The following is a 24,486-nucleotide window of genomic DNA, read 5'->3' as shown; positions in this document are numbered from 1 at the left end:
GAACGCCCTGCCAGTAATCTACCCTCTCCTCCCGTCGATTCGATGCCTTACATCAATTCGGCTGTTTCAGTTTGCCTCTGACTGAAAGGACTGATCTTGAACCAGATGGAGTACATCGCCGGCAGGAACACCAGCGTCACGATGGTTCCGACGAAGGTGCCTCCGATCAGTGTGTAAGCCAGGGTTCCCCAGAAGACGGAGTGTGTCAGGGGGATGAACGCCAGGATGGCCGCCAGCGCTGTCAGCAGTACCGGGCGAGCACGCTGTACTGTGGCTTCGATCACTGCTTGAAACGGATCCAGTCCTTCTTTTGCGTTGTGATGGATTTGTCCAATCAGAATCAGCGTATTGCGCATCAGAATGCCCGACAGGGCGATCAGACCGACCAACGCATTGATACCAAACGGCTGCTGGAAGATAAGCAGTGTCGGCACCACACCAATAAGCCCTAGCGGCGAGGTGAGGAACACCATGATCATCGCCGAGACCGAACGTACCTGCAGGATGAGGATCAGCAGCGTGATGGCAATCATGATCGGGAGCAGCGGCAATATCGCCTGGCCGGCCTTGCCCGACTCCTCAATAGCCCCCGACTGCTCGATACGATACCCATCAGGCAACTTGTCGATGACCGGCTGCAGCGCCTTCATGATGACGCTCGAGACGTCCGGTGGCTGCAGTCCTTCGGCAATGTCGCCGCGCACGGTAATGGTCGGCGTGCGGTCGCGACGCCGAAGGATCGGATCCTCCATGCGCACGTCCACCTGCCCTACCTGGGAAAGCGGAATCCGCTGGCCCGCCGTGCCCACGAGGGTAAAGCCTTCTATTTTTGCAGGGTCTAGCCGGATATCACCCGCCGCACGCCCGACCACCTGCACCGAACGAATGTCTTCACGAACTGCCGTGATCGGTACCCCCGTGAGCAGGAACTGCAACTGCTGCGCGACGGCGCTGGACGTCAGCCCCACCGCCTGCAGGCGGTCCTGATCCAGGGTGAAATGCAGCGTCGGTGTCAGCGGTCCCCAGTCAGTGTTGACGGTTCTCATCATGGGGCTCGCCTGCATCACTTCCTGTACCTGGCCGGCGATCTCGCGCAATTTTGATGGGTCAGGCCCCATCACCCGATAGGCGACAGGAAAGGGTGAATACGGACCAAACACCAACTGCGTGACCCTGACTCGTGCTTGCGGGGCAAGTCCTTCTGCAACTGCCTCGCGAATGCGGAACTTGAGGGCCTCGCGCGCCTCCTGACTGTCTGTCAGCACCACAATCTTCGCGAATGATGGATCAGGGAGTTCCGGTGCCATCGCCAGGTAGAAGCGCGGCGCACCTTGTCCGATATAGGCCGTGACGATTTTTGCTTCATCCTGCTTTTGCAGCCAGGCCTCGATCCCGGCGGTGGTGGCGCTGGTTTGCTCGATGGAGGTGCCATAAGGCATTTGCACTTCGACCAACACTTCTGGGCGGTCCGAAGTGGGGAAGAACTGCTTCTTGACCAGGCTCATGCCGAGAATCGCCAGGACAAACGCAGCGATGACGGTTCCGGCAACCAGCCATTTGCGGGCGATGACGCGTGTCAGAACCTGGCGGAAGCGGTTGTAATAACGGGTGTTGTAAATGGCCGCGTGACCACCTTCGACCTCCTTGATCTTCGGCAGCATCTTCACACCCAGATAGGGGGTAAAGACCACCGCCACCACCCAGGAGGCAATCAGGGCAATGCCCACGATCCAGAACATGTTGCTGGTGTACTCGCCAGCTGTCGACTGTGCGAAGCCGTTGGGCAAAAAGCCGATAGCGGTCACCAGCGTACCGGAAAGCATCGGTGCAGCCGTGTGACTCCAGGCATACGCGGAAGCTTTGATGCGGTCGTAGCCTTCCTCCATTTTCACCACCATCATCTCGATAGCAATGATGGCGTCGTCCACCAGCAGTCCAAGCGCCAGAATCAGCGAGCCGAGGGTGATACGGTCGAAGTTCTTTCCAGTGGCCGCCATCACCACAAACACCACGGCCAGCGTTAACGGCACCGCCGCCGCCACCACAATACCTACATGCCAGCCCATGCTGAGAAAGCAGACAAGCATCACGACCAGCAAGGCGACGAAGAACTTGATCATGAACTCGTCGACGGCCGAACTGATATTCACAGACTGATCGGTGACCTTGGTGAGCGTCATGCCCAGAGGCATGCCTTCATTGATTCTGGTCCTTTCCGCGTCCAATGCCTTACCCAGATCAAGACCGTTCCAACCCTCACGCATCACGACCCCCAGTAACAGGGCCTCCTCCCCGTCATTACGCACGAGGAAGGTTGCCGGATCTTCATAACCACGCTCGACCGTCGCCACGTCCGAGAGCTTCAGTGTTCGTCCTTTAATCGCAAGCGGTGTGTCACGAATCGTCTGCACCTTATCGAAGGCACCGTCGAGACGCAGGAAGACTTGCGGCCCATTGGTTTCAATTGAGCCGGCGGGTGTGAGCACGTTCTGATTGTTCAGCGCGGCAAAAATGTCCTGGGGAGATACGCCCAGCGTGGCCAAACGATCATGGGAGAAGGAGACAAAGATGCGTTCGGGCTGCTCGCCAATGATGTTGACCTTCTTCACGCCCGGCACATGCAACAGGCGCTGGCGCAACGATTCCGCATCACGCACCAACAGTCGCTGCGGCTCGCCTTTGGCTTTCAAGGCGAAGAGCGCAAATGTCACATCCGAAAACTCGTCGTTGACCATCGGCCCAATCACACCCGCCGGTAACTTGATGGCCTCATCGTCGAGCTTTTTACGTGCCTGATAGAACTCCTCCTGCACTTGAGAGGGCGGTGTGCGATCGAGCAGTGTCACCATGGTGAAGGCGAGACCAGGGCGGGTGTAGGTTTCCGTGCGGTCGTACCATTTCAGTTCTTGCAGGCGTTTTTCAAGTGGCTCTGCTACCTGGTCCTGCATCTCCTGCGCCGTAGCACCCGGCCACGCGGTAATGACCGTCAGTTGCTTGACCGTAAACGGAGGGTCTTCCGCACGCCCCAGTTGGAAAAAAGACAGGATCCCGGCAACACCGATCAGGAAGATCAGGAATACCGTGATCGAGCGCTCGCGAACGGCGATCGCCGAAAGATTGAAGCGCCCCTGGCTCATGGATGGCTCCCGGCAACCTTGACGTCACCCTGTTGAGCCAGTCTCACCTGCTCTCCGTCGCGCAGTAAATGTGCACCTAACGCTACGATCTGCTCGCCGACCTTGAGATCACCTGCCACTTTCGCGGCGTCATCGCTCAAACTCAAGACCCGGACAGGTCTCCAGATCACCTTCGCCGGGCTGCCAGCAATGACCCACACGCCTGTGCCTTTGCCCGGGTCATAAACGGCAGCGATCGGCACTTGCAACACCTGTCCACTTGCGGTGCCTTCAGCGATCCGAAGAGTGACTGTCGAACCTAAGGGCGCATTGGCCAGCGCGCCCTCAAGCACATACCGCGCCTCAAATGTGCGCGTCATACGATCGGCCGAATCGGAAAGTAACCTCAGCTTCGCTGTAACAGCCTCCGTGGTGTTGCCATAAAGCGTGGCCTGCGCAGTGGATCCTGCTGCCGGGCGTAGCGTCTCGGGCAAGTGCACGATGGCCTCGCGCTGCCCGGCCCGCGCCAGTCGAACCACAGGCTGCCCCGGGCTGACGACTTGCCCGGGCTCGGCGAGCGTCTCCACCACAACGCCGTCGGAATCAGAAAACAACACCGCATAACCAGACGCGTTGCGAGCTACGTCAGCCTGCGCTTCAGCAGCGCTGAGCTGCGCTTTTGCGGTATCAGCCGCGGCTTTGACCTGATCGTAAGCCGATGCAGAAATAGCACCTGCAGCGACCAGGTCGCGATATCGAGCCTCGTCATCTGCCGTCTGCTTGGCGCGGGCCCGGGCGGCTATGACCGACTCTTGCTGCGCGCGCGCCTGCAACCCCAGGTCGACAGGGTCGAGGCGCATGAGCGGCTGCCCCTTCTTAACGGTCTGGCCAGTGTCAACCAGCCGCTCAAGTATCTTGCCTGAGACCCGAAAGCCCAGGTCACCCTGGACGCGGGCAGCCACTATTCCAGTGAAAGAACGTGAAACATCGGACGCCTCCTGAACCGCAGAGGATCTCACCAGAGGGGCGTGCGTGCGTGGATCTTCAACGACGGATGAGTCGCCACACGCCGTCAGGACGAGGGGCAACAAGCAAGCAGTGATAGGGACAGGTCGAAGCCGGCGCATAGGTTCCCTTACTTAAACGATAGGACATGCGCTACATTCTCAGCAATGTGACCATATCTGTCAATGGTCACAACAAATGAGCGATTTAGCTCTCGCTATCCATGCCGAGACTCGGTATTCACTGAGCAAACTGTGAAAATATGAACAGATGGCATTGATTGACAGACCGTGACCATACCGTAATATGGTCACCTATCATCCCCGATTGAAGGAACCTCAATGCCTCCCCTTCGTCCCGTTATTCTTTTGGTGAGCGCCAGCTTGATGGCGGGCTGCGCGGTCGGTCCGGACTATCAACGTCCGGCCGCTCCTCTTTCGGATCGTTACCTGGGGCAGTCTGCTGTCGAGCAGAGGCCTGTAACGGCGCCGGCCAGCCCTGCGACCTGGTGGGAAGGTTTTGGTGATCCCGTGCTCAACGACTTCGTCTCCAAGGCGCTTGAACAGAACCTGGATCTGGCGCAGGCGTCAGCGCGAGTCACACAGGCACGGGCAGGACTGGGTGCCGCAAATGCCGCCTTGCTGCCCTCGGGGAACATCAGTGGCCAGGTCGCGCGCTCCTACCAATCAATCGAAACCCCACTCGGCCAGGTGTTGAACTCAACGCCTGGCTATGATCGGTACGGTAACTCCTACGAGGTTAACCTCGGTGCTGGCTGGGAGGTTGATGTCTTTGGCGGCCTGCGACGCGAACGCGAAGCCGCACTCGCCGAGTACCAGGCTTCCGAGGCGGGCGCCGCTGCCACACGACTGGCTATCGCCGCACAGACCGCCGATATCTACATCACCCTCCGCGGATTGCAAGCCCGGCTGGACATTGCGAACCGACAAGTCGAAACGCAGCAGGGACTTCTGGAAAAAGTCCGCTTGCTCTACGGCAAGGGCCTCGCTGCCAACTATCAGGTTCAGCAGACCGAGGGAGCGCTATCGCAAGTCCAGGCGACCGTGCCAGTCCTGCAGACCGGCCTGGATGCGGCCATGAATGCACTGGATGTCATGCTCGGAACACCGCCAGGCACTCATCGCACGCAACTGGCAAATGCCGCAAGCATTCCGCTTGCGCCGCAAATAAAGGCTACGGGAACGCCGGCCGATCTGCTGCGCCGCAGGCCGGATATCATCGTGGCTGAGCGACGCCTTGCAGCCTCCAATGCACGCATCGGGGCGGCGATTGCCGAGTACTACCCGAAATTCTCCCTTAGCGCATTGCTGGGTAGCGCCACGGCTGTATCCGGCGGCAACCTTTTCACTGGCGGCGCCAATCAGTCGGCGGGCGTACTGGGGCTGCGCTGGAGACTTTTCGACTTTGGCCGCATTAACGCTCAAATCGATCAAGCCAAGGGACAAGAAGCCGAAGCCCTGGCCGCTTACCGTCAGTCGGTATTGCGCGCCACTGAGGATGTTGAGAATGCCTTCTCCGCACTGGTGAATCGCGACGCTCAGGCAACCACCCTGACGGCAGGCGAGGCGTCTCTGAAACAGGCCCGCCAATCGTCGTTCATAGCCTACGAAAAAGGCACGGCCAGTCTGATTGATGTTCTGCACGCCGACGAAACGTTGCTGCAGGCTTCCGATTCCCGAGCGCAGGCGCGCACGGAATCGGCACGGGCGGCGGTCGCGGCATTCAAGGCGCTTGGTGGCGGATGGCAACCTCCTGAAGCCCAGCCTGTTGCGACGCGATGAAGCTTGCCAGGTTACCCCTGTCAAAGCTTCAACCTGCACCATGTCCTTGAAAGTCGGGAGGCAACACGCACTCCCGACCCGACATTTTCGGTGTATCAACGCTCAACTAGAAACGGTAGCTCACTGAAGTACCAAGCCCGCTGGCACTGTTCTTGAATTTGGCACTGTACGCGCCTCTGGTTGCCGAGGTGTCGTTGACCTGTACGCTCTCCTCCCAAAGATAGGAATAAGCGAGGTCGAACGTGACATTTTCCACTGGGGTCCAGCCGGCACCGAAGCTGATGACCTTTCGGTCGCCTGTAGGAATTCGGGGTCCCCGGTTGGTATTGTTGGTGGGCGACTGATCAACTGAAAAGCCCGCACGAAGTACCCATTGTTTATTCAGTTGATACGCCGTACCGATAGCGTGTGCCCACGTGTCATGCCAGTTCTGCTCTTCGGTAATCGTCCCCAATTGGCCGCTCAGTAACGGCGGCAAGCCACTGTTCTCAATCGTCAGCTCTTTGAAGCGGCTCCAACGCGTCCAGGTACTGCCAACATAGAGCGTCCAGTCGTTATTGAGCTGATGGGTTACCGAAAAGTCCACCGACTCAGGGGTGTCCACGTCCAGCGATGCGTCGTAGCTACGACCACTGACGCCAAGCACGCTAAAGATGCCATCGGTGACCTTGGTTTCGGCATCCAGGTGGTAACTGACCTTGGAGTGATAGGTCAGCCCCAAGCGGGTCTGGTCTGTCGCTTGCACCAGAACACCCACATTGAAACCAAGTGCCGTGTCGTCGCCAGTGCTTTTGAGCTTCCCGTCATTGCGGCCAGGGCTTAGCGGGTTGGGCACCATCCCCGATATCTCACCGCCGATACGGTTGATGGTCGGACCGAAGCCGATCGAAACCTTTTCATTGAAGGCGTAACTGACTGTGGGCTGAAAGGTCAGTGTCGTGACCTTGCTCTTGTTGGCGTAATAGCGTCCGGCAAAATCACTGCCATAGTCGGTGATCAGGCCAAAAGGCACATAAAACCCGACGCCGAATGCCCAATGGTCATCGACAGGCTTGACGTAATATCCCATCGGCACGGTGGTTGTGGGCACCATGTCACCGTCTTCCTTTCCCCCAAACGTACTGCGAGTCTGGCTAATGTCGGACTTCGCGAACAGCGTCGCCGCCCCCACACTGACCTGCTCTCTTTTAAGTCGCGCCATGCCAGCCGGGTTGCCGAAAACGGTGCTGGCATCTTCCGCAGAAGAGGAGCGACCGGCAAAACCGGATCCCATCCCGCTGATGCTTTGTTCGTTGAGTGCGAAACCACCGGCAATCACATTGGAGGACGCAATAACGACCGCCAGGCCAATGGGGCTCTTGAGCAATATTTTTTTCATTGTTTGGACTCTATGGGCGTCACTGAAAATAGAACATCGAGAACTACGGAGGCCCATACTATCCAAGTGACCATATCAGTCAATGGTCACAAACAGCAAAAATTCAATGCCCTCCCCGGCGCTCGTGCACCGGAGACAAAAAACTGATGAGGGGGATGTCGCGTTGACTCAAATGACCTGGCTGTTTTGGATCAGCGAAGAGTCAAGGCATGAGGCTACGCAAGATGAGGTTGGAGGTAAGCATGGGAGCTTCCTCAATCAAATCCAGATTGTGTTGCAGCAGCAAAGGGTTGACGAAAGGTCGCAGCGCCAGATGGATCGCTTCGACGGTCTCGTCCAGCGGGGTTTTGCGCTCGAACTCTCCGACCTCTCGCCCTTCACGCACAATGTCAACGATAAAGCGCTTGATCTGTGCTTCATAAACCTGGGCACTGGGCCAGTGCTCCCCAGCGGCAAAAGCTGCGATGTCGTAGAGCTTGCGTTCATTGAAGAACAGGTCCACCCCCGTAGCAATCACGGTTTTTACCAGTCTGCGAAAACGCTCGGTCGGTGAAATAGCTTCTGCGTTAACAGCCTGTTCAACGGCTGCAACGATTTGCCCCAAACAGTTTGAGCAGATGGCTTCGCCAATCGCCTGTTTGGAATCAAAAAACTTATAGATGTACGCTTTGGAAAAACCGATGGCCTTGGCCAGGTCGGAAACCGTGGTTTTACCGTAGCCATACTGACTGAAGTGCTCGTTGGCAGCCGCGACAATCTGGTCTCGAATGTCGTGCTCGGCAGGGCCACGAGTGCTCGGCGAGGATAAGGATATTGAAGGCTGATTCATGAGAGCAGCTTACCCACCCTATCGAAAACTGACAACTCGTGACTCTGTATGAATATAGTCACAACTCAGCCGCATTAAGTTCTTCAGACCACTTCATTGAGCGCGTAGATCGCGCTCACTTTTTAATAGGTGTAACGAGCGTCTTTTCGCCGGTGTCGAGAACGAACACGGCCAACAGGCGTGCAGGCTCGGTGTCGCTGGCGTTGGCGCTGACTTCGTGCACGGAACCCGGCTCCTCTACGAAGTTTTCGCCGACGTGGTAGATCTTTTCCGGCTGGCCTTTGACTTTGATGCGAAACGCGCCCTCCAGGACCGTTGCGTAGATGAAGGCCGTTTTGGGGTGGGTGTGGGACGGCGACGCGGCGCCCGGCCCATATTCGACGACCACACCCTTCATGCTCTTGCCAGGGATGTTGGGAATGGGACGGTCAAACACGACGGTCACTTTGCCGGGGGGCGGCTCGGCGGCCGACGCTGCGCTGATCGACAATGCTGCGAAAGCAGCGGCCAAGAGAAGTCGGGTAATCATGGCGATACTCCTTCGTGGGTAGGTGTTATGACGGCGCGCCCCATGACCGCGGTGGCGCCTTCCTGAGTTGCTCCTGGAAGCCTCAGCGGCCCGCTTCGGCCATTGACTGGCTGAGCCAGTCTTCGAAACGGATTGCGCCCAGGCGCGGGTTCTTGCTGGGTGTCAGCGATTGATCGTCAAGCACGGCGCCGTAGTAACGCGCGTGTACGTCCGGTACGACCTGGCGGGTATCCTGAGTGGCCCGCAGAAAGCGCCTGACCAGCTCGTCGAGCGGCATGGCCTCGGGCCCCGCGACTTCGACCGTGCCATTGAGCGGCGCTGCCAGCACGATGTCGGTGAGCGCCGCCACCACATCGTCGGACGCCAACGGCTGGATCAGCGCTGGCGAAACGCACAGCTCATCGCCGACTGTGAACGATTGGGCAATGCCGCCGACAAATTCGAAGAATTGCGTGGCACGCAAGATGGAGTAAGGAATGCCGGATGCCTTGATCAGATTTTCCTGCGCGACCTTGGCCCGGAAATAGCCGTTTTCTGGAAGCCGTTCGCTCCCGACAATCGACAGGGCAACGTGATGGCGAACCCCGGCGGCGGCTTCGGCGGCCAGCAGGTTGCGGCTCGACGTTTCGAAAAACTCGAGGACGGCCTGATCCTCCCACGACGGCGCGTTCGCCACGTCGACGACGATGTCGGCACCATCCATCGCCTGGGCCAAGCCCTCGCGGGTGATGCTGTTTACCCCCGTACTGGGGCTGGCAGCGAGCACGTCATGGCCGCGCTCGCGGAGGTTCTTCACAAGTTTCGATCCAATGAGGCCGGAGCCTCCGATAACGACGATCTTCATGGGCTTTCTCCACGTGTCGACTGCAACCATTGCGTCGGTGTAGAGCAAGATTGCCTGCGCGCATGAACGAAGTCCTTGGGCCTGCTGTGGGTTTCCCTCCACGAACGCTTGGTTTTACGTCCAAAGAGGCTGCAGCCCGACCTCATCACTGCTGCGGACGGTGCAGCGTGATTAGCGCTGCCGTATCATCAATTTCAAATACTAATCGCCAGCCGCCCGGGACTCGGAGTTGAGGGCGCGTCGTCAGGGGAACCTCACTTTGCCATTCGTGTTTGAAGACTACGTGCTCGACGACAAGCGCCGGGAACTCACCTTGCGCGGGCAAGTCGTGGCCGTCGGGCCGCAGGTGTTCGATCTATTGCTGTTGTTCGTCAACAACCCCGATCGCGTCATCAGCAAAGACGACCTGCTCAAGGCAGTGTGGAACGGCCGGATCGTCTCGGAATCGACGATCACCAGCCACATTAATGCGGTGCGCAAGGCCATCGGCGATACCGGCGAGGAACAGCGCCTGGTGCGCACCGTCGCCCGCAAGGGCTACCGCTTCGTCGGCCAGATCAAAGTCGACGAGATCGGCGAAACGCAACAGCCTGGCCGGCCTGACATCGACGAACGCGCGTCCACCGACCCGAATGAGATGCCCTCTTCGCTAGTCCTCCCGGACAAACCCTCGATTACCGTCTTGCCCTTCCAGAATTTGAGCGGCGATCCGGAGCAGGAGTATTTCGCTGACGGCATCGTGGAAGACATCATCGCGGCCCTGTCGCGTATCCGCTGGCTGTTCGTCATCGCGCGCAATTCGAGTTTCACCTACAAGGGTCGGACGGTGGACGCCAAGGGCATCAGCCAGGAGCTGGGCGTTCGCTACGTGCTGGAAGGCAGCGTGCGCAAGTGCGGGAACAAGGTACGCATCACCGGGCAGTTGATCGACGCAACGAGCGGGACGCATATCTGGGCGGAGCGTTTCGAAGGCGCGCTCAACGACATCTTTGAGCTGCAGGATCAAATCACCCAAAGCGTCGTCGGCGCCATTGCGCCGCAACTCGAACGGGCAGAAATCGAACGCGCCAAACGCAAACCGACGGAAAGCCTGGACGCCTACGACTACTATCTGCGCGCGATGGCAAAACTGCACAACGGCACCCGGGAAGCCCTCGACCAGGCGCTGCCGTTGTTCTACAAGTCCATCGAGCTCGATCCGGAATTTGCATCGGCCTATGGCATGGCAGCCTGGTGTTACTTTTGGCGCAAGCTCAACGGTTGGATGGCTGATAGAACGCTAGAGATCGCCGAGGGCGTACGGCTTGCGCGCCTGGCGGTGTCACTTGGCCGGGATGATGCGGTCGCGTTGACGCGAGGCGGACATGCATTGAGTCACCTCGCCGGCGAGGTTGACGGCGGCATTGCCTTGCTCGACAGGGCGCGCCTGCTCAATCCCAACCTCGCCCCTGCGTGGTTCCTGGGCGGCATCCTGCGCGCGCTGCGCGGTGAAACGGACGCCGCCATCGAGCATCTGACCCACGCCGTTCGCTTGAGTCCGCTGGACCCGGAAATGTTCAGGATGCAGGTCGGCATGGCGTTCGCGCATTTCTTCGCCGGGCGTTTCGATTCCACCACGCAATGGGCGGAAAAAGCGTTGGGCAACCTGCCCAGTTTCCTGGCCCCGGTGGCCTTGCTGGCGGCCAGTCATGCCCTCAGCGGACGGATGGATAAAGCCTCGTTGGCGATGCAGCGTCTACGTGAGCTGGATCCCTCGTTGTGCCTCTCCAACCTGAAAGACTGGCTGCCCATCCAAAGGCCCGAGGATTTCATGCGCTTCGCCGAAGGACTGCGGTTGGCCGGGTTACCCGAATAAACGTGGGATGGCGCGCCGCTGGGTGCAATCGCAATCCGCGTGGCTACCGGACGCCCTGCTGATATTCACGGGGCGTACATCCAAACTCGCGACGGAATACTGTGTGTAGATATTGTGCGGATTTGAAGCCGCAAACGCGGGCAACGTCCGCGATGGCTGAATCGGTATTTTCCAGCCCGCTGGTGGCGGCCGCCAGTTTGAAACGCAAAATCTCGTCGTGCACGCTGCAGCCTCGCACAGTGCGAAAGTGCGACTCCAGCGATGAGCGCGAAATGCCGACATAAGCCGCCACCTGCGCCGTCTTGATGCCTTGGCAGGCATATTGGCGGATAAACAGCAGCGCTTGCATGACGTAGGGGTTGCCCAAAGGTTGGTGCAAACTCGACACCTGCACGTTGATCGCATCAGGAGGGATCAGAATGTGTGTGCCCGTTGACGGCATGCCGTGCAGCATCTGGTGCAGCAGTTGAGCGGCGGTGCGGCCCATGGTTTCGGTGCCCTGGATGACCGAGCTCAAGGGGACTCGGGTCAGGCTGCGTGTCAGGGGGTCGTTGTCGATGCCAATCAACGCCACCTGCTCCGGCACGGCAATTCCGGCGGTCAGGCAGGCTTGCAGCAACTGCCGGGCGCGGGCGTCGCTGACGGCGATGATGCCAATGGGTTTGGGCAGTTTTTGCAGCCAGGCAATCAGTTGTTCCACAGCGCTATCCCACAGCGGTGCGCTGGTGCCCATGCCGCGATAGACCTCGGCATGCAAGCCGTCACGTTGCATCAGTCGTCGAAAGGATTTTTCACGTTCCTGAGCCCAACGATTAGCCTGCGCTTCGGGCAGGCTAAAGCAGGCAAAACGTTGCAGCCCCGCCTCGATCAAGTGCTCGTAAGCCAGCGTGATCAGCGCGTTATTATCGGTAGCGACATACGGAATCCCTTTCGGATAGGCCCCCTCATCCTGATAAGAACCCCCCACCGCCACCACCGGCAACTTGATGTCGGCCAACGCCTCGCCAATCAGTGGGTCGTCGAAATCGGCAATGATCCCATCACCTTGCCAGCGCTCGATCCCTTTTAACCGACAGAGAAAATCCTCTTCCAGGAACAGGTCCCAGGACGCGCGGGTGCTGCTCAGGTAGTTGCCGATGCCGCTGATGATGCCGCGGTCATAGATCTTGCTCCCGTTGAACAACAGTGCGATGCGATGAACAGGCGGTACTGTTTTCATTGTTTTCAGGCTTGTTCCGAAGCCCCTTGTCACGGAGGCGATTTACGCAGACTAGGCGCGCGGACGACAAATCTCAATACGCAAAATCGCACCCTGTGTTGGTGATTTTCATAATCAGCAGGCACGGAGCCGTTGTTAGTATCCAGACACCGCCAAAAACAAAAAGGACATTGCCAATGCTGTACTTCCCCGATGTCGACCACATTCGCTATGAAGGTCCTGCCAGCGATTCCCCCCTCGCCTTCCGCCACTATGACGCCGACAAAATCATCCTCGGCAAACCCATGCGCGAACACCTGCGCATGGCTGCCTGTTATTGGCACACCTTCGTCTGGCCGGGTTCTGATGTGTTCGGTGCAGGTACTTTCAAGCGCCCGTGGCAACGCACTGGCGACCCGATGGAACTGGCCATCGGCAAGGCGCAAGCCGCGTTCGAGTTCTTCTCCAAGTTGGGTATCGACTATTACTGCTTCCACGACACGGACGTCGCCCCGGAAGGCAATTCGCTGAAGGAGTACCGCAACCACTTCGCGCAAATGATTGATCACCTAGAGCGGCACCAGGAAGAAAGCGGGATCAAGCTGTTGTGGGGCACCGCCAACTGCTTCAGCAATCCACGCTTTGCCGCAGGCGCCGCCAGCAATCCAGACCCCGAAGTATTCGCCTACGCCGCCGCACAAGTGTTCAGCGCCATGAACGCGACTCAACGCCTGAAAGGGTCCAACTACGTGTTGTGGGGCGGTCGCGAAGGCTACGAAACCCTGCTCAACACCGACTTGAAACAGGAGCGCGAACAACTGGGCCGCTTCATGCGCATGGTGGTCGAGCATAAGCACAAGATCGGTTTCAAAGGCGACCTGCTGATCGAGCCCAAACCGCAGGAACCGACCAAGCACCAATACGATTACGACAGCGCCACCGTATTTGGCTTTCTCCAGCAGTTCGGCCTGGAAAAGGAGATCAAGGTCAACATCGAGGCCAACCACGCAACCCTGGCCGGGCATAGCTTTCATCACGAGATCGCAACAGCCGTCTCGCTGGGGATTTTCGGCAGCATCGACGCCAATCGCGGTGATCCGCAAAACGGCTGGGACACCGATCAGTTCCCCAACAGCGTCGAAGAAATGACCCTGGCCACCTATGAAATTCTCAAGGCCGGTGGGTTCAAGAATGGCGGATTCAACTTCGACTCCAAGGTTCGCCGCCAGAGCCTCAATGAGATGGATCTGTTCCATGGCCACGTTGGCGCAATGGACGTCCTCGCCCTGTCCCTGGAGCGGGCAGCCGCCATGGTGCAGAACGATCAGCTTCAGCAGTTCAAGGATCAACGCTACGCCGGCTGGCAGCAGCCGTTTGGGCAGGCGGTGCTGACGGGTGAGTTCAACCTCCAGTCATTGGCCGAACACGCATTCGCCAACGAACTCAATCCACAGGCTGTCAGCGGCAGGCAGGAGATGCTCGAAAACGTCGTCAACCGGTTTATCTATCGCTGATCGCCAACGAAGTCCGCAGGCGCAATAACGCTGTGACATTCGCACGACAAATCTGTGTCCGCAGCGTCTGCCGATTCTCTAGAGTTCTACCAGCCCGATACTCATCGTCAGGCAGTGTCTTTCAAACAACAATAAAAGGACGCACCACCATGAAGAAAGTACAACGCGCGCTATTGGCTGGCGCCCTGGCTCTGCTGTCACTGCCGGTGATGGCCGATGCTGCCCACCCGAAAATCGGTTTCTCCATTGATGATCTGCGGCTGGAGCGCTGGTCACGTGACCGCGATTACTTCGTTGCGGCGGCGGAAAAAATGGACGCCAAGGTCTTCGTACAGTCGGCCGATGCCAATGAGCAAAAGCAGATTTCGCAAATCGAAAACCTCATTTCCCGTGGCGTCGATGTGATCGTCATCGTGCCGTTCAACGCTACAGTACTGACCAACGCCGTGGCAGAGGCGAAGAAGGCCGGAATCAAGGTCGTGTCCTATGATCGTCTGATTCTCAATGCCGATATCGACGCCTACATTTCCTTCGATAACGAAAAAGTCGGCGAGATGCAGGCCAGCGGCGTGCTGAAAGCAGCGCCCAAGGGCAATTACTTTCTGCTCGGCGGTGCGCCCACCGACAACAACGCAAAAGTCCTGCGCGAAGGTCAGATGAAAGTGCTGCAACCGGCCATCGACAAGGGTGATATCAAGATCGTCGGTCAACAGTGGGTGAAGGAATGGAACCCTACCGAAGCACTGAGCATTGTTGAAAACGCCTTGACCCGCAACGCCAACAAAATCGACGGCATCGTCGCCTCCAACGACGCCACGGCAGGCGGCGCCATCCAGGCACTGGCCGCTCAGCAACTGGCCGGCAAGGTGCCGATTTCGGGGCAGGACGCGGACCTCGCAGCGGTCAAGCGAGTGATCGCTGGCACTCAAACCATGACCGTGTACAAACCGCTGAAACTCATCGCCTCCGAAGCCGCCAAGCTCTCGGTGCAACTGGCGCGCAACGAGAAACCCGCCTACAGCTCGCAGTACGACAACGGCAGCAAAAAAGTCGACACCATCCTGCTCACTCCGACTCCGTTGACCAAGGACAACATCGACCTGCTGGAACAGGACGGGTTCTATACCAAAGCGCAGATCGCCGGACAGTGATCAGCCCAGCGTAACGTCTCAACGGCCCTCTGCAGGAGCGATAGGAGCGTCCCCTCGCTCCTGCAGTAGAAGCCTCGTACCTGCCGCTTGTGAGTCCTGAACATGTCCGACTATCTGCTGCAAATGAACGGTATCGTCAAAACCTTCGGCGGTGTCAAAGCGCTCAATGGCATCGACATCAAAGTCAGGTCGGGCGAGTGCGTCGGGCTGTGCGGCGAGAATGGCGCCGGCAAGTCCACGCTGATGAAGATCCTTTCCGCGGTGTACCCCCATGGCACCTGGGACGGCGAAATCCTCTGGGACGGTCAACCACTCAAGGCGCAATCGATCAGCGAAACGGAAGCCGCCGGTATCGTCATTATTCACCAGGAACTGACGCTGGTTCCCGACCTGTCCGTGGCCGAAAACATATTCATGGGCCATGAACTGACGCTGCCCGGTGGACGCATGAATTACCCGGCGATGATCCACCGTGCCGAAGCCCTGATGCGTGAACTGAAAGTGCCGGACATGAATGTATCGCTGCCGGTTTCGCAGTACGGCGGCGGCTATCAGCAACTGGTGGAAATCGCCAAGGCGCTGAACAAGCAAGCACGCCTGCTGATCCTCGATGAACCTTCATCGGCCCTGACCCGTTCGGAAATCGAGGTGTTGCTGGACATCATTCGCGACCTTAAAGCCAAAGGTGTTGCCTGCGTTTACATCTCCCACAAGCTCGATGAAGTCGCCGCCGTGTGCGACACCATTTCGGTGATCCGTGACGGCAAACACATCGCCACGACCGCCATGGCGGACATGGACATTCCACAGATCATCACTCAGATGGTCGGACGGGAGATGAGCAACCTCTACCCCACCGAGCCACACGACATTGGCGAAGTGATTTTCGAGGCCCGCCACATCACCTGCTACGACGTCGATAGCCCCAAACGCAAACGGGTCGATGATATTTCATTCGTGCTCAAACGCGGGGAAATCCTCGGCATCGCCGGGTTGGTCGGTGCCGGCCGCACTGAACTGGTGACAGCGCTGTTCGGCGCCTACCCCGGTCGCCATGAAGGCGAAGTCTGGCTCGACGGCCAACTCATCGACACCCGCACGCCGCTCAAGTCAATCCGTGCCGGACTGTGCCTGGTGCCCGAGGACCGCAAACGCCAGGGCATCATTCCAGACCTGGGAGTCGGCCAGAACATCACCCTGGCTGTGCTGGACAGTTATTCGAAACTGACCCACATCAATGCCGAAGCCGAACTGGGCTGCATCGATCGAGAAATTTCGCGCCTGCACCTCAAGACCGCGAGCCCGTTCCTGCCGATCACCAGTCTGTCTGGCGGCAATCAACAAAAAGCAGTATTGGCGAAGATGCTGCTGACCAAACCCCGGGTCCTGATTCTCGATGAGCCCACCCGCGGTGTGGATGTCGGCGCCAAGTACGAGATCTACAAGTTGATGGGGGCGCTGGCGGCCGAAGGCGTGTCGATCATCATGGTGTCTTCGGAGCTGGCCGAAGTGCTCGGCGTTTCCGACCGCGTACTGGTGATTGGCGAAGGCCAGTTGCGTGGTGACTTCATCAACCAGCAACTCACTCAGGAACAGGTGCTCGCCGCCGCACTCAGCCAGCCTGATCGCCACAATAATAATGATCGGAAATCCGCGTAAATGAATCAGGTCAAACAACTCTTCACCCGCTACAAGATGCTCGCGCTGGTGTTTGCCGTAGCGTTTATCTGGTTGTTCTTCAGTTGGCAGACCGAGGGTGGATTCCTGACACCGCGCAACCTCTCCAATCTGCTGCGCCAGATGTCCATTACCGGGATTCTCGCCTGCGGCATGGTGCTGGTCATCATCAGCGGCGAGATCGATTTGTCGGTCGGCTCATTACTGGGCTTGCTCGGTGGCGTCGCAGCCATTCTCGACGTGATCTACCACATACCGCTGCTGGCGAACCTGAGCCTGGTCGCCTTGTGCGGACTGCTGATTGGCCTCGCCAACGGCTACATGGCCGCCTACCTGCGCATTCCTTCGTTCATTGTGGGGCTGGGGGGCATGCTGGCTTTCCGGGGCATTTTGCTGGGGATTACCGGCGGCACAACCATCGCCCCGGTGTCGCCGGAGCTTGTCTACATTGGCCAGGGCTATTTGCCACACACGCTCGGCACGGGTCTGGGCGTTCTGCTGTTCGCACTGACGTTGTTCCTGACCTGGAAACAACGGCGCAATCGCGCCCTTCACGGCCTGGCGGCACAGTCGCTGGTGCGTGACGTATTGCGCGTGCTGTTGATCGGCGCGGTGTTGGCCGGCTTTGTCCTGACCCTTAACAGCTACGACGGTATTCCCGTGCCGGTCCTGCTTCTGCTGATTTTGCTGGGCGGGTTCAGCTACGTGACCAGCCAGACCGTCTTCGGTCGACGCGTCTATTCCGTAGGCAGCAACATGGAAGCCACGCGCCTGTCCGGTATCAATGTGCAGGCCGTGAAGCTGTGGATTTTCGGGATCATGGGCGTCATGTGCGCCCTTGCCGGAGTGGTCAACACCGCACGCCTGGCCGCCGGTTCGCCCTCGGCCGGCAGCATGGGAGAACTCGACGCCATCGCTGCCTGCTTCATCGGCGGCACCTCCATGCGTGGCGGCTCCGGCACTGTCTACGGAGCCCTCCTCGGCGCGCTGGTCATCACCAGCCTGGATAACGGTATGTCGATGCTCGACGTCGACAGTTACTGGCAGATGATCGTCAAAGGCAGCATTCTGGTGTTGGCCGTGTGGGTGGATGTGAGCACCCGGACTGGACGACGCTGATCGGCTACGGATGAGGTTATTCACGACCGCGCTTGTGGTGGTAACGGTCGTAACATTGCCATCGATAGTAAGTGTCCGGAAGCTTTCGGCCAGATACGACGAAGCCCTGATCCTTCAGGGCTTTGTCATATCTGGCGTCTGGGAATATTTGCCAGCCCACACTCCAGCAAAACGAATCCTCTTCACTCACTTCGCCGTAATGACCGACAACTTGGTAATTCCGGCCCGCTCGATCGAGGCCATGGCCCGAGCCACTTCGCCGTAATTCACGCCATTGTCGGCTTGCAATTGCACGCGCAGGTCAGGGCTTTTCGCTTTGGCGGCTTGCAGGTTGAACTCAAGCAGATCCGGCTGGATTTCGTCCTTGTTGATGAACACTTTGCCCTTGTCGTCGATGCTCACCACCAGGGGATCTTTCTGTTCTACCGGCGCCACCGCTTCGGTTTTCGGCAGGTTGATGGGAATCGCATTGGTCAGCAGCGGTGCGGTGACGATGAAGACCACCAGCAGCACCAACATCACGTCTACCAACGGCGTGACGTTAATCTCGCTAAGCACTTCATCGCTGTCTTGTGTTGAGAAGGCCATGTCAGGAGGCCTCCTTCACTTTCTGCCCCGCGACCGTCGCGCCGGATTTGCTGAGTACCGGGTGCAGCAGCACGCGGAACGAATGCTTTTGCGCCAGGCTGTAGAAGTCGTGAGCAAAGTCATCAAGATCGGCAGCGGTCAGTTTCAGACGGCGCAGGAAATAGTTGTAGACCAGCACCGCGGGCACCGCGACGGCGATGCCCACGCCGGTGGCGACCAGCGCCGCACCGATGGGACCTGCCACGGTTTCGAGGCTCGCCGAGCCCGCCGCGCTGATGCCTTTCAACGCCGACATGATCCCCCAGACCGTCCCGAACAAACCGATAAAGGGCGAGGTGCTGCCGATACTGGCGAGGATCGCCAGGCCGCTTTCCAGCGAACGCCGCTCACGTACGATCTGCTGACGCAAGGCACGTTCAAGACGGTCCTGATGGTTGATCGACTGACTGAGATCGGAGTTCTGGTTATCGCTGACCTGGATCGCTGCATAACCGGCCAGTGCCACCCGAGCGGCGGCGCCGGGTTGGTTGTGGGCCAGTTCGGCGGCCGAATCGAGGCTGGAAGCGGCCCAGAAGTGTTTATGAAATTTGCGGTCCTGGCTCCTCAACCGGGTGAACTGCACGCCCTTGAGTAACGCGAGGCTCCAGGTGGCGACGGAAAAGAGGATCAACAGCCAGATGACGGCGTGTTCGATGGAATCGAAGGGGGATGCGATCAGGTTCATGGTCAGGCTCTCCGGCAAGGCATTGGATCGGTTGTAGCGATGCGCCTTGTGTGAGGTAGCCCGCAGTCTGTAGTGATAGGGTTGAGTTACTTGATTTTGAAATCGATTGGCACGCTGACCCAGCCGTCCTGGGCAACATCGCCCTGCTTGGCCGGCACGAAACTCCAGCGCTTGACCGCCGCCAGGGCTGCGTCGTCGAGTTGATCGCGGCCGCTGCTTTTCTGGATCTGGATCTCACCCGGCTTGCCGCTGGCCAATACATGCACCCGCAACAACACCGTGCCTTCCCAACCGCGACGCATGGCCAGCGACGGGTATTCCGGCGCCGGGTTCTTCAAGTAAGCGGCGCTGGCGGACGCCGGCGTCACCGGTTTTGGTGCCCGCGGTGCAGGTGGCGCCGGGGCGGCGACCGGTTGTGGCGGCGTCGGCGGGGCCGGTGGCTGCTCGACCGGTTTGGCCACGGGTTTCGGCACTGGCTTGACCACAGGCTTTGGCTTGGGAATCGGTTTAGGCGGTGGTGGCTTCACCGCCAACTCGTCCTCCACCGGCGGTGGCGGCTCGACCACTGGTGGCGGAGTCGGCTCGGGTGGAGGGGGTTGCACCACTGGTGGCGCAGGCTGCGAGAACTCGATGGTCATCGGCGGAATCTGCGGCGGCACCACCGGCAATTGCGCGGGCGGCGCCTGATTTACCCAGACGATCACCGCGCCATGCAGCACCAGCGCAAACACCCCCAGCAACACCACTTCGCGGCGGCTCAACACCCGCCTGGGCGTGCTGTGCAAACGCGACAGTGCCAGCGGCTCGCGAAAGACCCGGCCAAGGTCGAGCAGCTCGCCACCGGGTAGCGGCCGTCGGAACACCTCTAAGACACTGGTGGCGCTCTGGACATTGCCCATTGATAGACTCCTGTAAATCTTCTGATAGAACCCGGACTAGCGCGCCGGCTGCGATTGCGTCACCGTCAATGGCGCCGCAGAAAACACCGCCGTGTCCGTGAGTTTTTCCACGTCGACACGATGGGGAAAGATCTTCTTTTTCACGAACAGGTCATCGACTTTTTGCAAGGCCTGGACATCCCGTGGCTCCACCGGCAAGAGCGATTCATCACCCCAGCTGCGCAGACGTTGCGAGACGTCCAAAGGGATGTCGTTGACCTTGGCGAAGACCCGCGCGTACTCGTCCTGGTTCTTCTGGGCCCATTCGAACGCCTTGGCGAAACGCTGCAACACGTCACTGAGCGCCTTGCGTTTCTGCGGGTCTCCCAGGACTTGATCCGAGGCGGTAATGAAGGTCAGCCCGGTGTTGATGCCCTCGCCAGTGATCAGCACGCGGGCGCCCTGCTGCTCCGCAAACGCCTGATAGATACCGAACGTGGCCCAGGCTTCGATCTTCCCGGCGTTGAACGCGGACAAGGCATCGGTGGGCAGCACGAAGCCGACATTGACGTCCTGTTCGGCGACCCCGGCATTGGCCAGTGCCCGTATCAGCAGATACTGGGAAATGCTGCCCCGGGCCGAAGACACCACAACGTTGCGCCCCTTCAGATCTGCCACGTCATGAATGGACGAATCGGCTGGCACCAGGATCGCGATCCCCCGCGATTGACTGCGCCGCACGGCGACGATACGCAACGGCGCGCCGCCGGTTGCCGCAGCCAGTACCGGCGTGTCCCCGGCTGGCGCCAGGTCGACAGCACCGGCGCGCAAGGCTTCGAACAACGGTGCAGCCCCCTGGAAGTTGGCCCATTCGACCTTGTAGTCGATACCCTCCAGCGCATTCGACGCCTCGACCACGGTGCGCAAGCCTTTGGCTTGATCGCCCAGTATCAGCGTCACCCCGGACAAGTCCGAGTGGGCAGCTGAGGTCGATTTACTGTCGAGCGTTTCACCGCACCCGCTGAGCAGCAGCGCGGCACCCGACAGTAACAAGACGGTAGATTTCCAAACGTGGATCGACATGGCGGAACATCCCTGTAGCAACAGTGTGAAAACGCGATCAGCCATGGGCGAAACGCCGGACAGTGTTGTTGGTCGCGTGTCGCTCGGCGACGGCCGCGTGTTCCACTTCAACGCCCAGCAAATTCAGCAGGCGTGCCCGGATGGCTTGAAAACCTGCCTGCCCAGTGTCTCGGGCCCGCGGCAGATCGATATAAACCTGTTCGGCGATCTTGCCATTGGCCAGCACGATGACCCGATCGGCCAGCAGGATTGCTTCATCGACATCATGGGTGACCAGCAATACGGCGGGCGTGTGTTTGCGCCACAACTCGATGATCAGCCGGTGCATGCGAATCCGGGTCAACGCATCGAGTGCGGCGAACGGTTCGTCCAGCAACAACAGCTTTGGCTCGCGCACCAGGCCACGGGCCAGTGCCACCCGTTGCGCTTCGCCGCCGGAAAGCGTGGCCGGGTAGGCGTCGAGCCGATGGGCCAGCCCCACTTCGGTCAGGGCCTGCACCGCACGCGCTTTGGCGTCCGGGATGCGCAGCCCGAGAATCACGTTTTTCCAGGCGCGCTTCCAGGGCATCAAGCGAGGTTCCTGAAACACCGCGGCCCGCGCTTTGGGTACCAGCAACTGACCGCTGTCGATACTGTCGAGACCCGCCAGGCTGCGCAGCAAGGTGGTCTTGCCCGAACCGCTGGCCCCCAGCAAGGCGACGAACTCGCCCGGCGCGATGTCCAGGTCCAGGCCATCAATGACCCGTTGCTCACCGAACTGGCGCACTACGTTGCGCAGTTGTACCGGCGCCGGCTGAGCAGATTTCGGCGCGTCCAAAAGATCGATGCTCGACATATCAGTTCCTCACAAAAGTTGGGCGCCAGGCCAGGGCAAAACGCTCCAGCGTGCGGATCAGTCCATCGATCAACAGGCCGAGGACGCTGTAAATAAGCAGGCAAATCACAATGACGTCGGTGCGCATGAAGTCCCGCGCATCGCTGGCCAGAAAGCCGATGCCGGCGGTGGTGTTGATCTGCTCGACGAACACCAGCGCCAGCCAGGAAATCCCCAGGGAGTAGCGCAGGCCGACAAAAAACGAGGGCAAGGAGCCCGGCAGGATCACGTGCCAGATCAGCTCGCGACGGTTCAGGCCCAGGGTGTTGGCGGCCTCGATCAGCTTGGGGTCGATGTTGCGAATGCCGGCGAAGAGGTTCAGGTACACCGGGAAGGTTGTGCCGGTGACGATCAGCGCGATCTTGGTGAACTCGCCAATACCGAACCAGAGAATGAACAGCGGTACCAGCGCCAGCGAGGGAATGGTGCGCAGCATTTGTAGCGGCGAATCGAGGATGACCTCGCCGCGTTTGGACAATCCGCTGATCAGGGCCGCGACCACACCGATACTGACACCGATGCTCAAGCCCACCAGCGCCCGTTGCAGCGACACCAGCAGATGTTTGCCCAACTCACCGGAGGCGATCATCGCCCACAACGTCCCGCCAATCTGCGAGGGCGCGGCAATGACTCGTTGTGGGATCAGCCCCGCTTGAGACGCCAGTTCCCACAGCAACAACAACGCGATCGGGCTGAGCAATCGCAGCAATACATCCGGTGTGCGCCAGTTGCGCAACCACTGCGGGAGCAGCCTTGACGCGCGCTGAAGTTCGCCGGTGTGGCGGGCAGCCTTATTGACGGAAAACGAGCTACCGGGGCTCTGTGGATCGAGGGTCTTTTCAGTCATCAGGCTTCCTTCCTCATAAAGAACATGGCCAGAGGTGCCATGGGTCAGCTTTGGTTTTCATGCTATTCGTATAAAAAACCTCAGTGAAATTCTTTTTAGGCATAACCTAATATGATTAAAAATAAGATATCGAATCCACCTGATGAATTGTTTGCATAATAAACCGGGCCAGCCCTGCCCTGCCGCGGCCTGCATGAATGCCTTGGCATAAAATGCAGTTATCTGATATCTACAAATAAACATAATTCTTTTTTTTAATAATTAACTTAGAACCAATCGGCATTTCACAGCCACGCACTGCTGCGTCTACTTTTGATCCCACAGACCGACCCCAATGCCAGGTGGAGGCTTGAATCACGCCTATTCAACGACAAGGAACTCCCCATGAGTATTGAATTCATCGGCTACATCGGCGGTCACCATTCTTCGGAAATCCACCCTCGCAGTGGTCCTGTGTTGCAGCCCGAGTATGTGGAAAAAGTCGCGCGCGCCCATGACGAAGCCGGGTTTGACCGGGCCTTGGTAGCCTTCCACTCCAACAGCCCGGACAGCACCCTGATTGCCTCGCACGCTGCCAGCGTGACCCGCAATCTCAAGTTCCTGATTGCCCATCGGCCGGGTTTTGCCGCGCCAACCCTGGCTGCACGACAGTTCACCACCCTCGACGTGTTCAATGGCGGACGCACCGCCGTGCACATCATTACCGGCGGTGATGATCGCGAGCTGCGGGCTGATGGCAGCTACATCGGCAAGGACGAGCGCTACGCGCGCACCGACGAATACCTCGATGTGCTGCGTCAGGAATGGACCCGCGAAAAACCCTTCGACTATGAAGGCAAGTATTACCAGGTCGAGGGCGCGCACTCGGCGGTGAAATCACCGCAACAGCCACACATCCCGCTGTACTTCGGCGGATCATCGACAGCGGCCATTGAAGTCGCGGGCAAGCATGCGGACGTGTATGCGTTATGGGGCGAAACCTACGAACAGGTCCGCGAGGTGGTGAAGCAGGTGCGTGCCGAGGCGGCCAAACATGGCCGCAGCATTCGCTTCAGCTTGTCGCTGCGGCCCATCCTGGCGGATACAGAAGCCCAGGCATGGGAACGTGCCGAGCGCATCCTGCAACAGGCCACCGCATTGGCCGAGCAGAATGGTTTTGTCCGCCGCGAACCACCGAACGAAGGCTCCCGCCGCCTGCTTGCCGCTGCCGCCCAGGGCTCGCGTCTGGACAAGCGCCTGTGGACGGGTATCGCCGGTTTGCTGGGTGCGCGAGGTAACTCGACCTCACTGGTCGGCACCCCGGAACAAGTGGCCGAAGCTTTGCTGGATTACTACGACCTGGGTATCACCACGTTCCTGATCCGCGGCTTCGACCCACTCGACGATGCCATCGACTACGGCAAACGCCTCATCCCCCTGACCCGCAAACTGGTGGCGGAGCGTGAACGGCAGGCGGCGGAAAAGGTAGCCTGAAG

At 59.2% G+C, this 24,486-nt stretch carries 20 protein-coding genes; 7 read left to right on the top strand and 13 right to left on the bottom strand.

Annotated elements, in window-relative coordinates:
• Positions 1–47: 47 nt before the first annotated feature.
• A complete protein-coding gene (locus K5K95_RS22895; RefSeq protein ID WP_222586241.1) occupies positions 48–3,137 on the bottom strand; it encodes an efflux RND transporter permease subunit in 3,090 nt (1,029 codons plus the stop codon).
• Positions 3,134–4,243 carry an efflux RND transporter periplasmic adaptor subunit gene (locus K5K95_RS22890; RefSeq protein ID WP_222586240.1) on the bottom strand — a complete coding sequence of 370 codons (1,110 nt, stop codon included), beginning with the start codon at positions 4,241–4,243 and terminating at the stop codon, positions 3,134–3,136. The genes K5K95_RS22895 and K5K95_RS22890 overlap by 4 nt, the downstream gene beginning before the upstream one ends.
• Positions 4,244–4,462: 219 nt before the next feature.
• Between K5K95_RS22890 and K5K95_RS22885 the strand changes: the two genes are divergently transcribed.
• Entirely contained in the window at positions 4,463–5,923 is a 1,461-nt protein-coding gene (locus K5K95_RS22885) for an efflux transporter outer membrane subunit (RefSeq protein WP_222586239.1), read from the top strand.
• Between the two features lie 106 nt (positions 5,924–6,029).
• Here K5K95_RS22885 and K5K95_RS22880 read toward each other — a convergent pair whose 3' ends face one another.
• The 4 genes from K5K95_RS22880 to K5K95_RS22865 form a co-directional block, all read right to left on the bottom strand.
• Positions 6,030–7,301: an OmpP1/FadL family transporter gene (locus K5K95_RS22880; protein WP_222586238.1), complete on the bottom strand. Its 1,272-nt coding sequence runs from the start codon at positions 7,299–7,301 to the stop codon at positions 6,030–6,032.
• A gap of 202 nt (positions 7,302–7,503) precedes the next feature.
• Positions 7,504–8,130 (bottom strand): TetR/AcrR family transcriptional regulator, encoded by a 627-nt coding sequence (locus tag K5K95_RS22875; RefSeq protein WP_222586237.1) that lies wholly within the window; start codon positions 8,128–8,130, stop codon positions 7,504–7,506.
• Positions 8,131–8,245: 115 nt separating this feature from the next.
• Positions 8,246–8,659 carry a cupin domain-containing protein gene (locus K5K95_RS22870; protein ID WP_222586236.1) on the bottom strand — a complete coding sequence of 138 codons (414 nt, stop codon included), beginning with the start codon at positions 8,657–8,659 and terminating at the stop codon, positions 8,246–8,248.
• A gap of 82 nt (positions 8,660–8,741) precedes the next feature.
• Positions 8,742–9,503, bottom strand: a complete 762-nt coding sequence (locus tag K5K95_RS22865; RefSeq protein ID WP_222586235.1) for an SDR family oxidoreductase — start codon at positions 9,501–9,503, stop codon at positions 8,742–8,744.
• Between the two features lie 259 nt (positions 9,504–9,762).
• On the opposite strand from K5K95_RS22865, the gene K5K95_RS22860 reads away from it, so the two are divergent.
• Positions 9,763–11,358 (top strand): winged helix-turn-helix domain-containing tetratricopeptide repeat protein, encoded by a 1,596-nt coding sequence (locus K5K95_RS22860; RefSeq protein ID WP_222586234.1) that lies wholly within the window; start codon positions 9,763–9,765, stop codon positions 11,356–11,358.
• Between the two features lie 43 nt (positions 11,359–11,401).
• On the opposite strand, the gene K5K95_RS22855 is transcribed toward K5K95_RS22860, so the two are convergent.
• Positions 11,402–12,577, bottom strand: coding sequence for a XylR family transcriptional regulator (locus K5K95_RS22855; protein ID WP_222586233.1), 1,176 nt, complete (start codon positions 12,575–12,577; stop codon positions 11,402–11,404).
• 176 nt (positions 12,578–12,753) lie between these two features.
• On the opposite strand from K5K95_RS22855, the gene xylA reads away from it, so the two are divergent.
• From xylA to K5K95_RS22835, 4 genes are all read left to right on the top strand, one after another.
• Positions 12,754–14,070, top strand: a complete 1,317-nt coding sequence (gene xylA, locus K5K95_RS22850) for a xylose isomerase (protein WP_222586232.1) — start codon at positions 12,754–12,756, stop codon at positions 14,068–14,070.
• Positions 14,071–14,219: 149 nt separating this feature from the next.
• Entirely contained in the window at positions 14,220–15,221 is a 1,002-nt protein-coding gene (xylF, locus tag K5K95_RS22845) for a D-xylose ABC transporter substrate-binding protein (protein ID WP_222586231.1), read from the top strand.
• A 102-nt stretch (positions 15,222–15,323) separates the two neighbouring features.
• Positions 15,324–16,880 carry a D-xylose ABC transporter ATP-binding protein gene (gene xylG, locus K5K95_RS22840; RefSeq protein WP_222586230.1) on the top strand — a complete coding sequence of 519 codons (1,557 nt, stop codon included), beginning with the start codon at positions 15,324–15,326 and terminating at the stop codon, positions 16,878–16,880.
• Entirely contained in the window at positions 16,881–18,017 is a 1,137-nt protein-coding gene (locus K5K95_RS22835) for a sugar ABC transporter permease (RefSeq protein ID WP_222586229.1), read from the top strand.
• Positions 18,018–18,203: 186 nt separating this feature from the next.
• Here the strand turns inward: K5K95_RS22835 and K5K95_RS22830 are convergent, their stop codons facing one another.
• From K5K95_RS22830 to K5K95_RS22805, 6 genes are all read right to left on the bottom strand, one after another.
• The gene (locus tag K5K95_RS22830) at positions 18,204–18,605 is read right to left on the bottom strand and encodes an ExbD/TolR family protein (RefSeq protein WP_222586228.1); all 402 of its coding nucleotides are present in this window, start codon (positions 18,603–18,605) and stop codon (positions 18,204–18,206) included.
• A 1-nt stretch (position 18,606) separates the two neighbouring features.
• Positions 18,607–19,329 carry a MotA/TolQ/ExbB proton channel family protein gene (locus K5K95_RS22825; RefSeq protein ID WP_222586227.1) on the bottom strand — a complete coding sequence of 241 codons (723 nt, stop codon included), beginning with the start codon at positions 19,327–19,329 and terminating at the stop codon, positions 18,607–18,609.
• 86 nt (positions 19,330–19,415) lie between these two features.
• Positions 19,416–20,228 (bottom strand): energy transducer TonB, encoded by an 813-nt coding sequence (locus K5K95_RS22820; protein ID WP_222586226.1) that lies wholly within the window; start codon positions 20,226–20,228, stop codon positions 19,416–19,418.
• Between the two features lie 36 nt (positions 20,229–20,264).
• Complete coding sequence (locus K5K95_RS22815; RefSeq protein WP_222586225.1) at positions 20,265–21,290, bottom strand: ABC transporter substrate-binding protein; 1,026 nt, start codon at positions 21,288–21,290, stop codon at positions 20,265–20,267.
• A 37-nt stretch (positions 21,291–21,327) separates the two neighbouring features.
• Complete coding sequence (locus tag K5K95_RS22810; RefSeq protein ID WP_222586224.1) at positions 21,328–22,125, bottom strand: ABC transporter ATP-binding protein; 798 nt, start codon at positions 22,123–22,125, stop codon at positions 21,328–21,330.
• A 1-nt stretch (position 22,126) separates the two neighbouring features.
• Positions 22,127–23,011 carry an ABC transporter permease gene (locus K5K95_RS22805; protein WP_222586223.1) on the bottom strand — a complete coding sequence of 295 codons (885 nt, stop codon included), beginning with the start codon at positions 23,009–23,011 and terminating at the stop codon, positions 22,127–22,129.
• Positions 23,012–23,395: 384 nt separating this feature from the next.
• Between K5K95_RS22805 and K5K95_RS22800 the strand changes: the two genes are divergently transcribed.
• Positions 23,396–24,484 carry an LLM class flavin-dependent oxidoreductase gene (locus K5K95_RS22800; protein ID WP_222586222.1) on the top strand — a complete coding sequence of 363 codons (1,089 nt, stop codon included), beginning with the start codon at positions 23,396–23,398 and terminating at the stop codon, positions 24,482–24,484.
• Positions 24,485–24,486: the final 2 nt, after the last annotated feature.

The organism is Pseudomonas sp. DR48, from assembly GCF_019823085.1.
Taxonomy (GTDB): domain Bacteria; phylum Pseudomonadota; class Gammaproteobacteria; order Pseudomonadales; family Pseudomonadaceae; genus Aquipseudomonas.
This window is presented reverse-complemented; position numbering and strand designations above follow the sequence as displayed.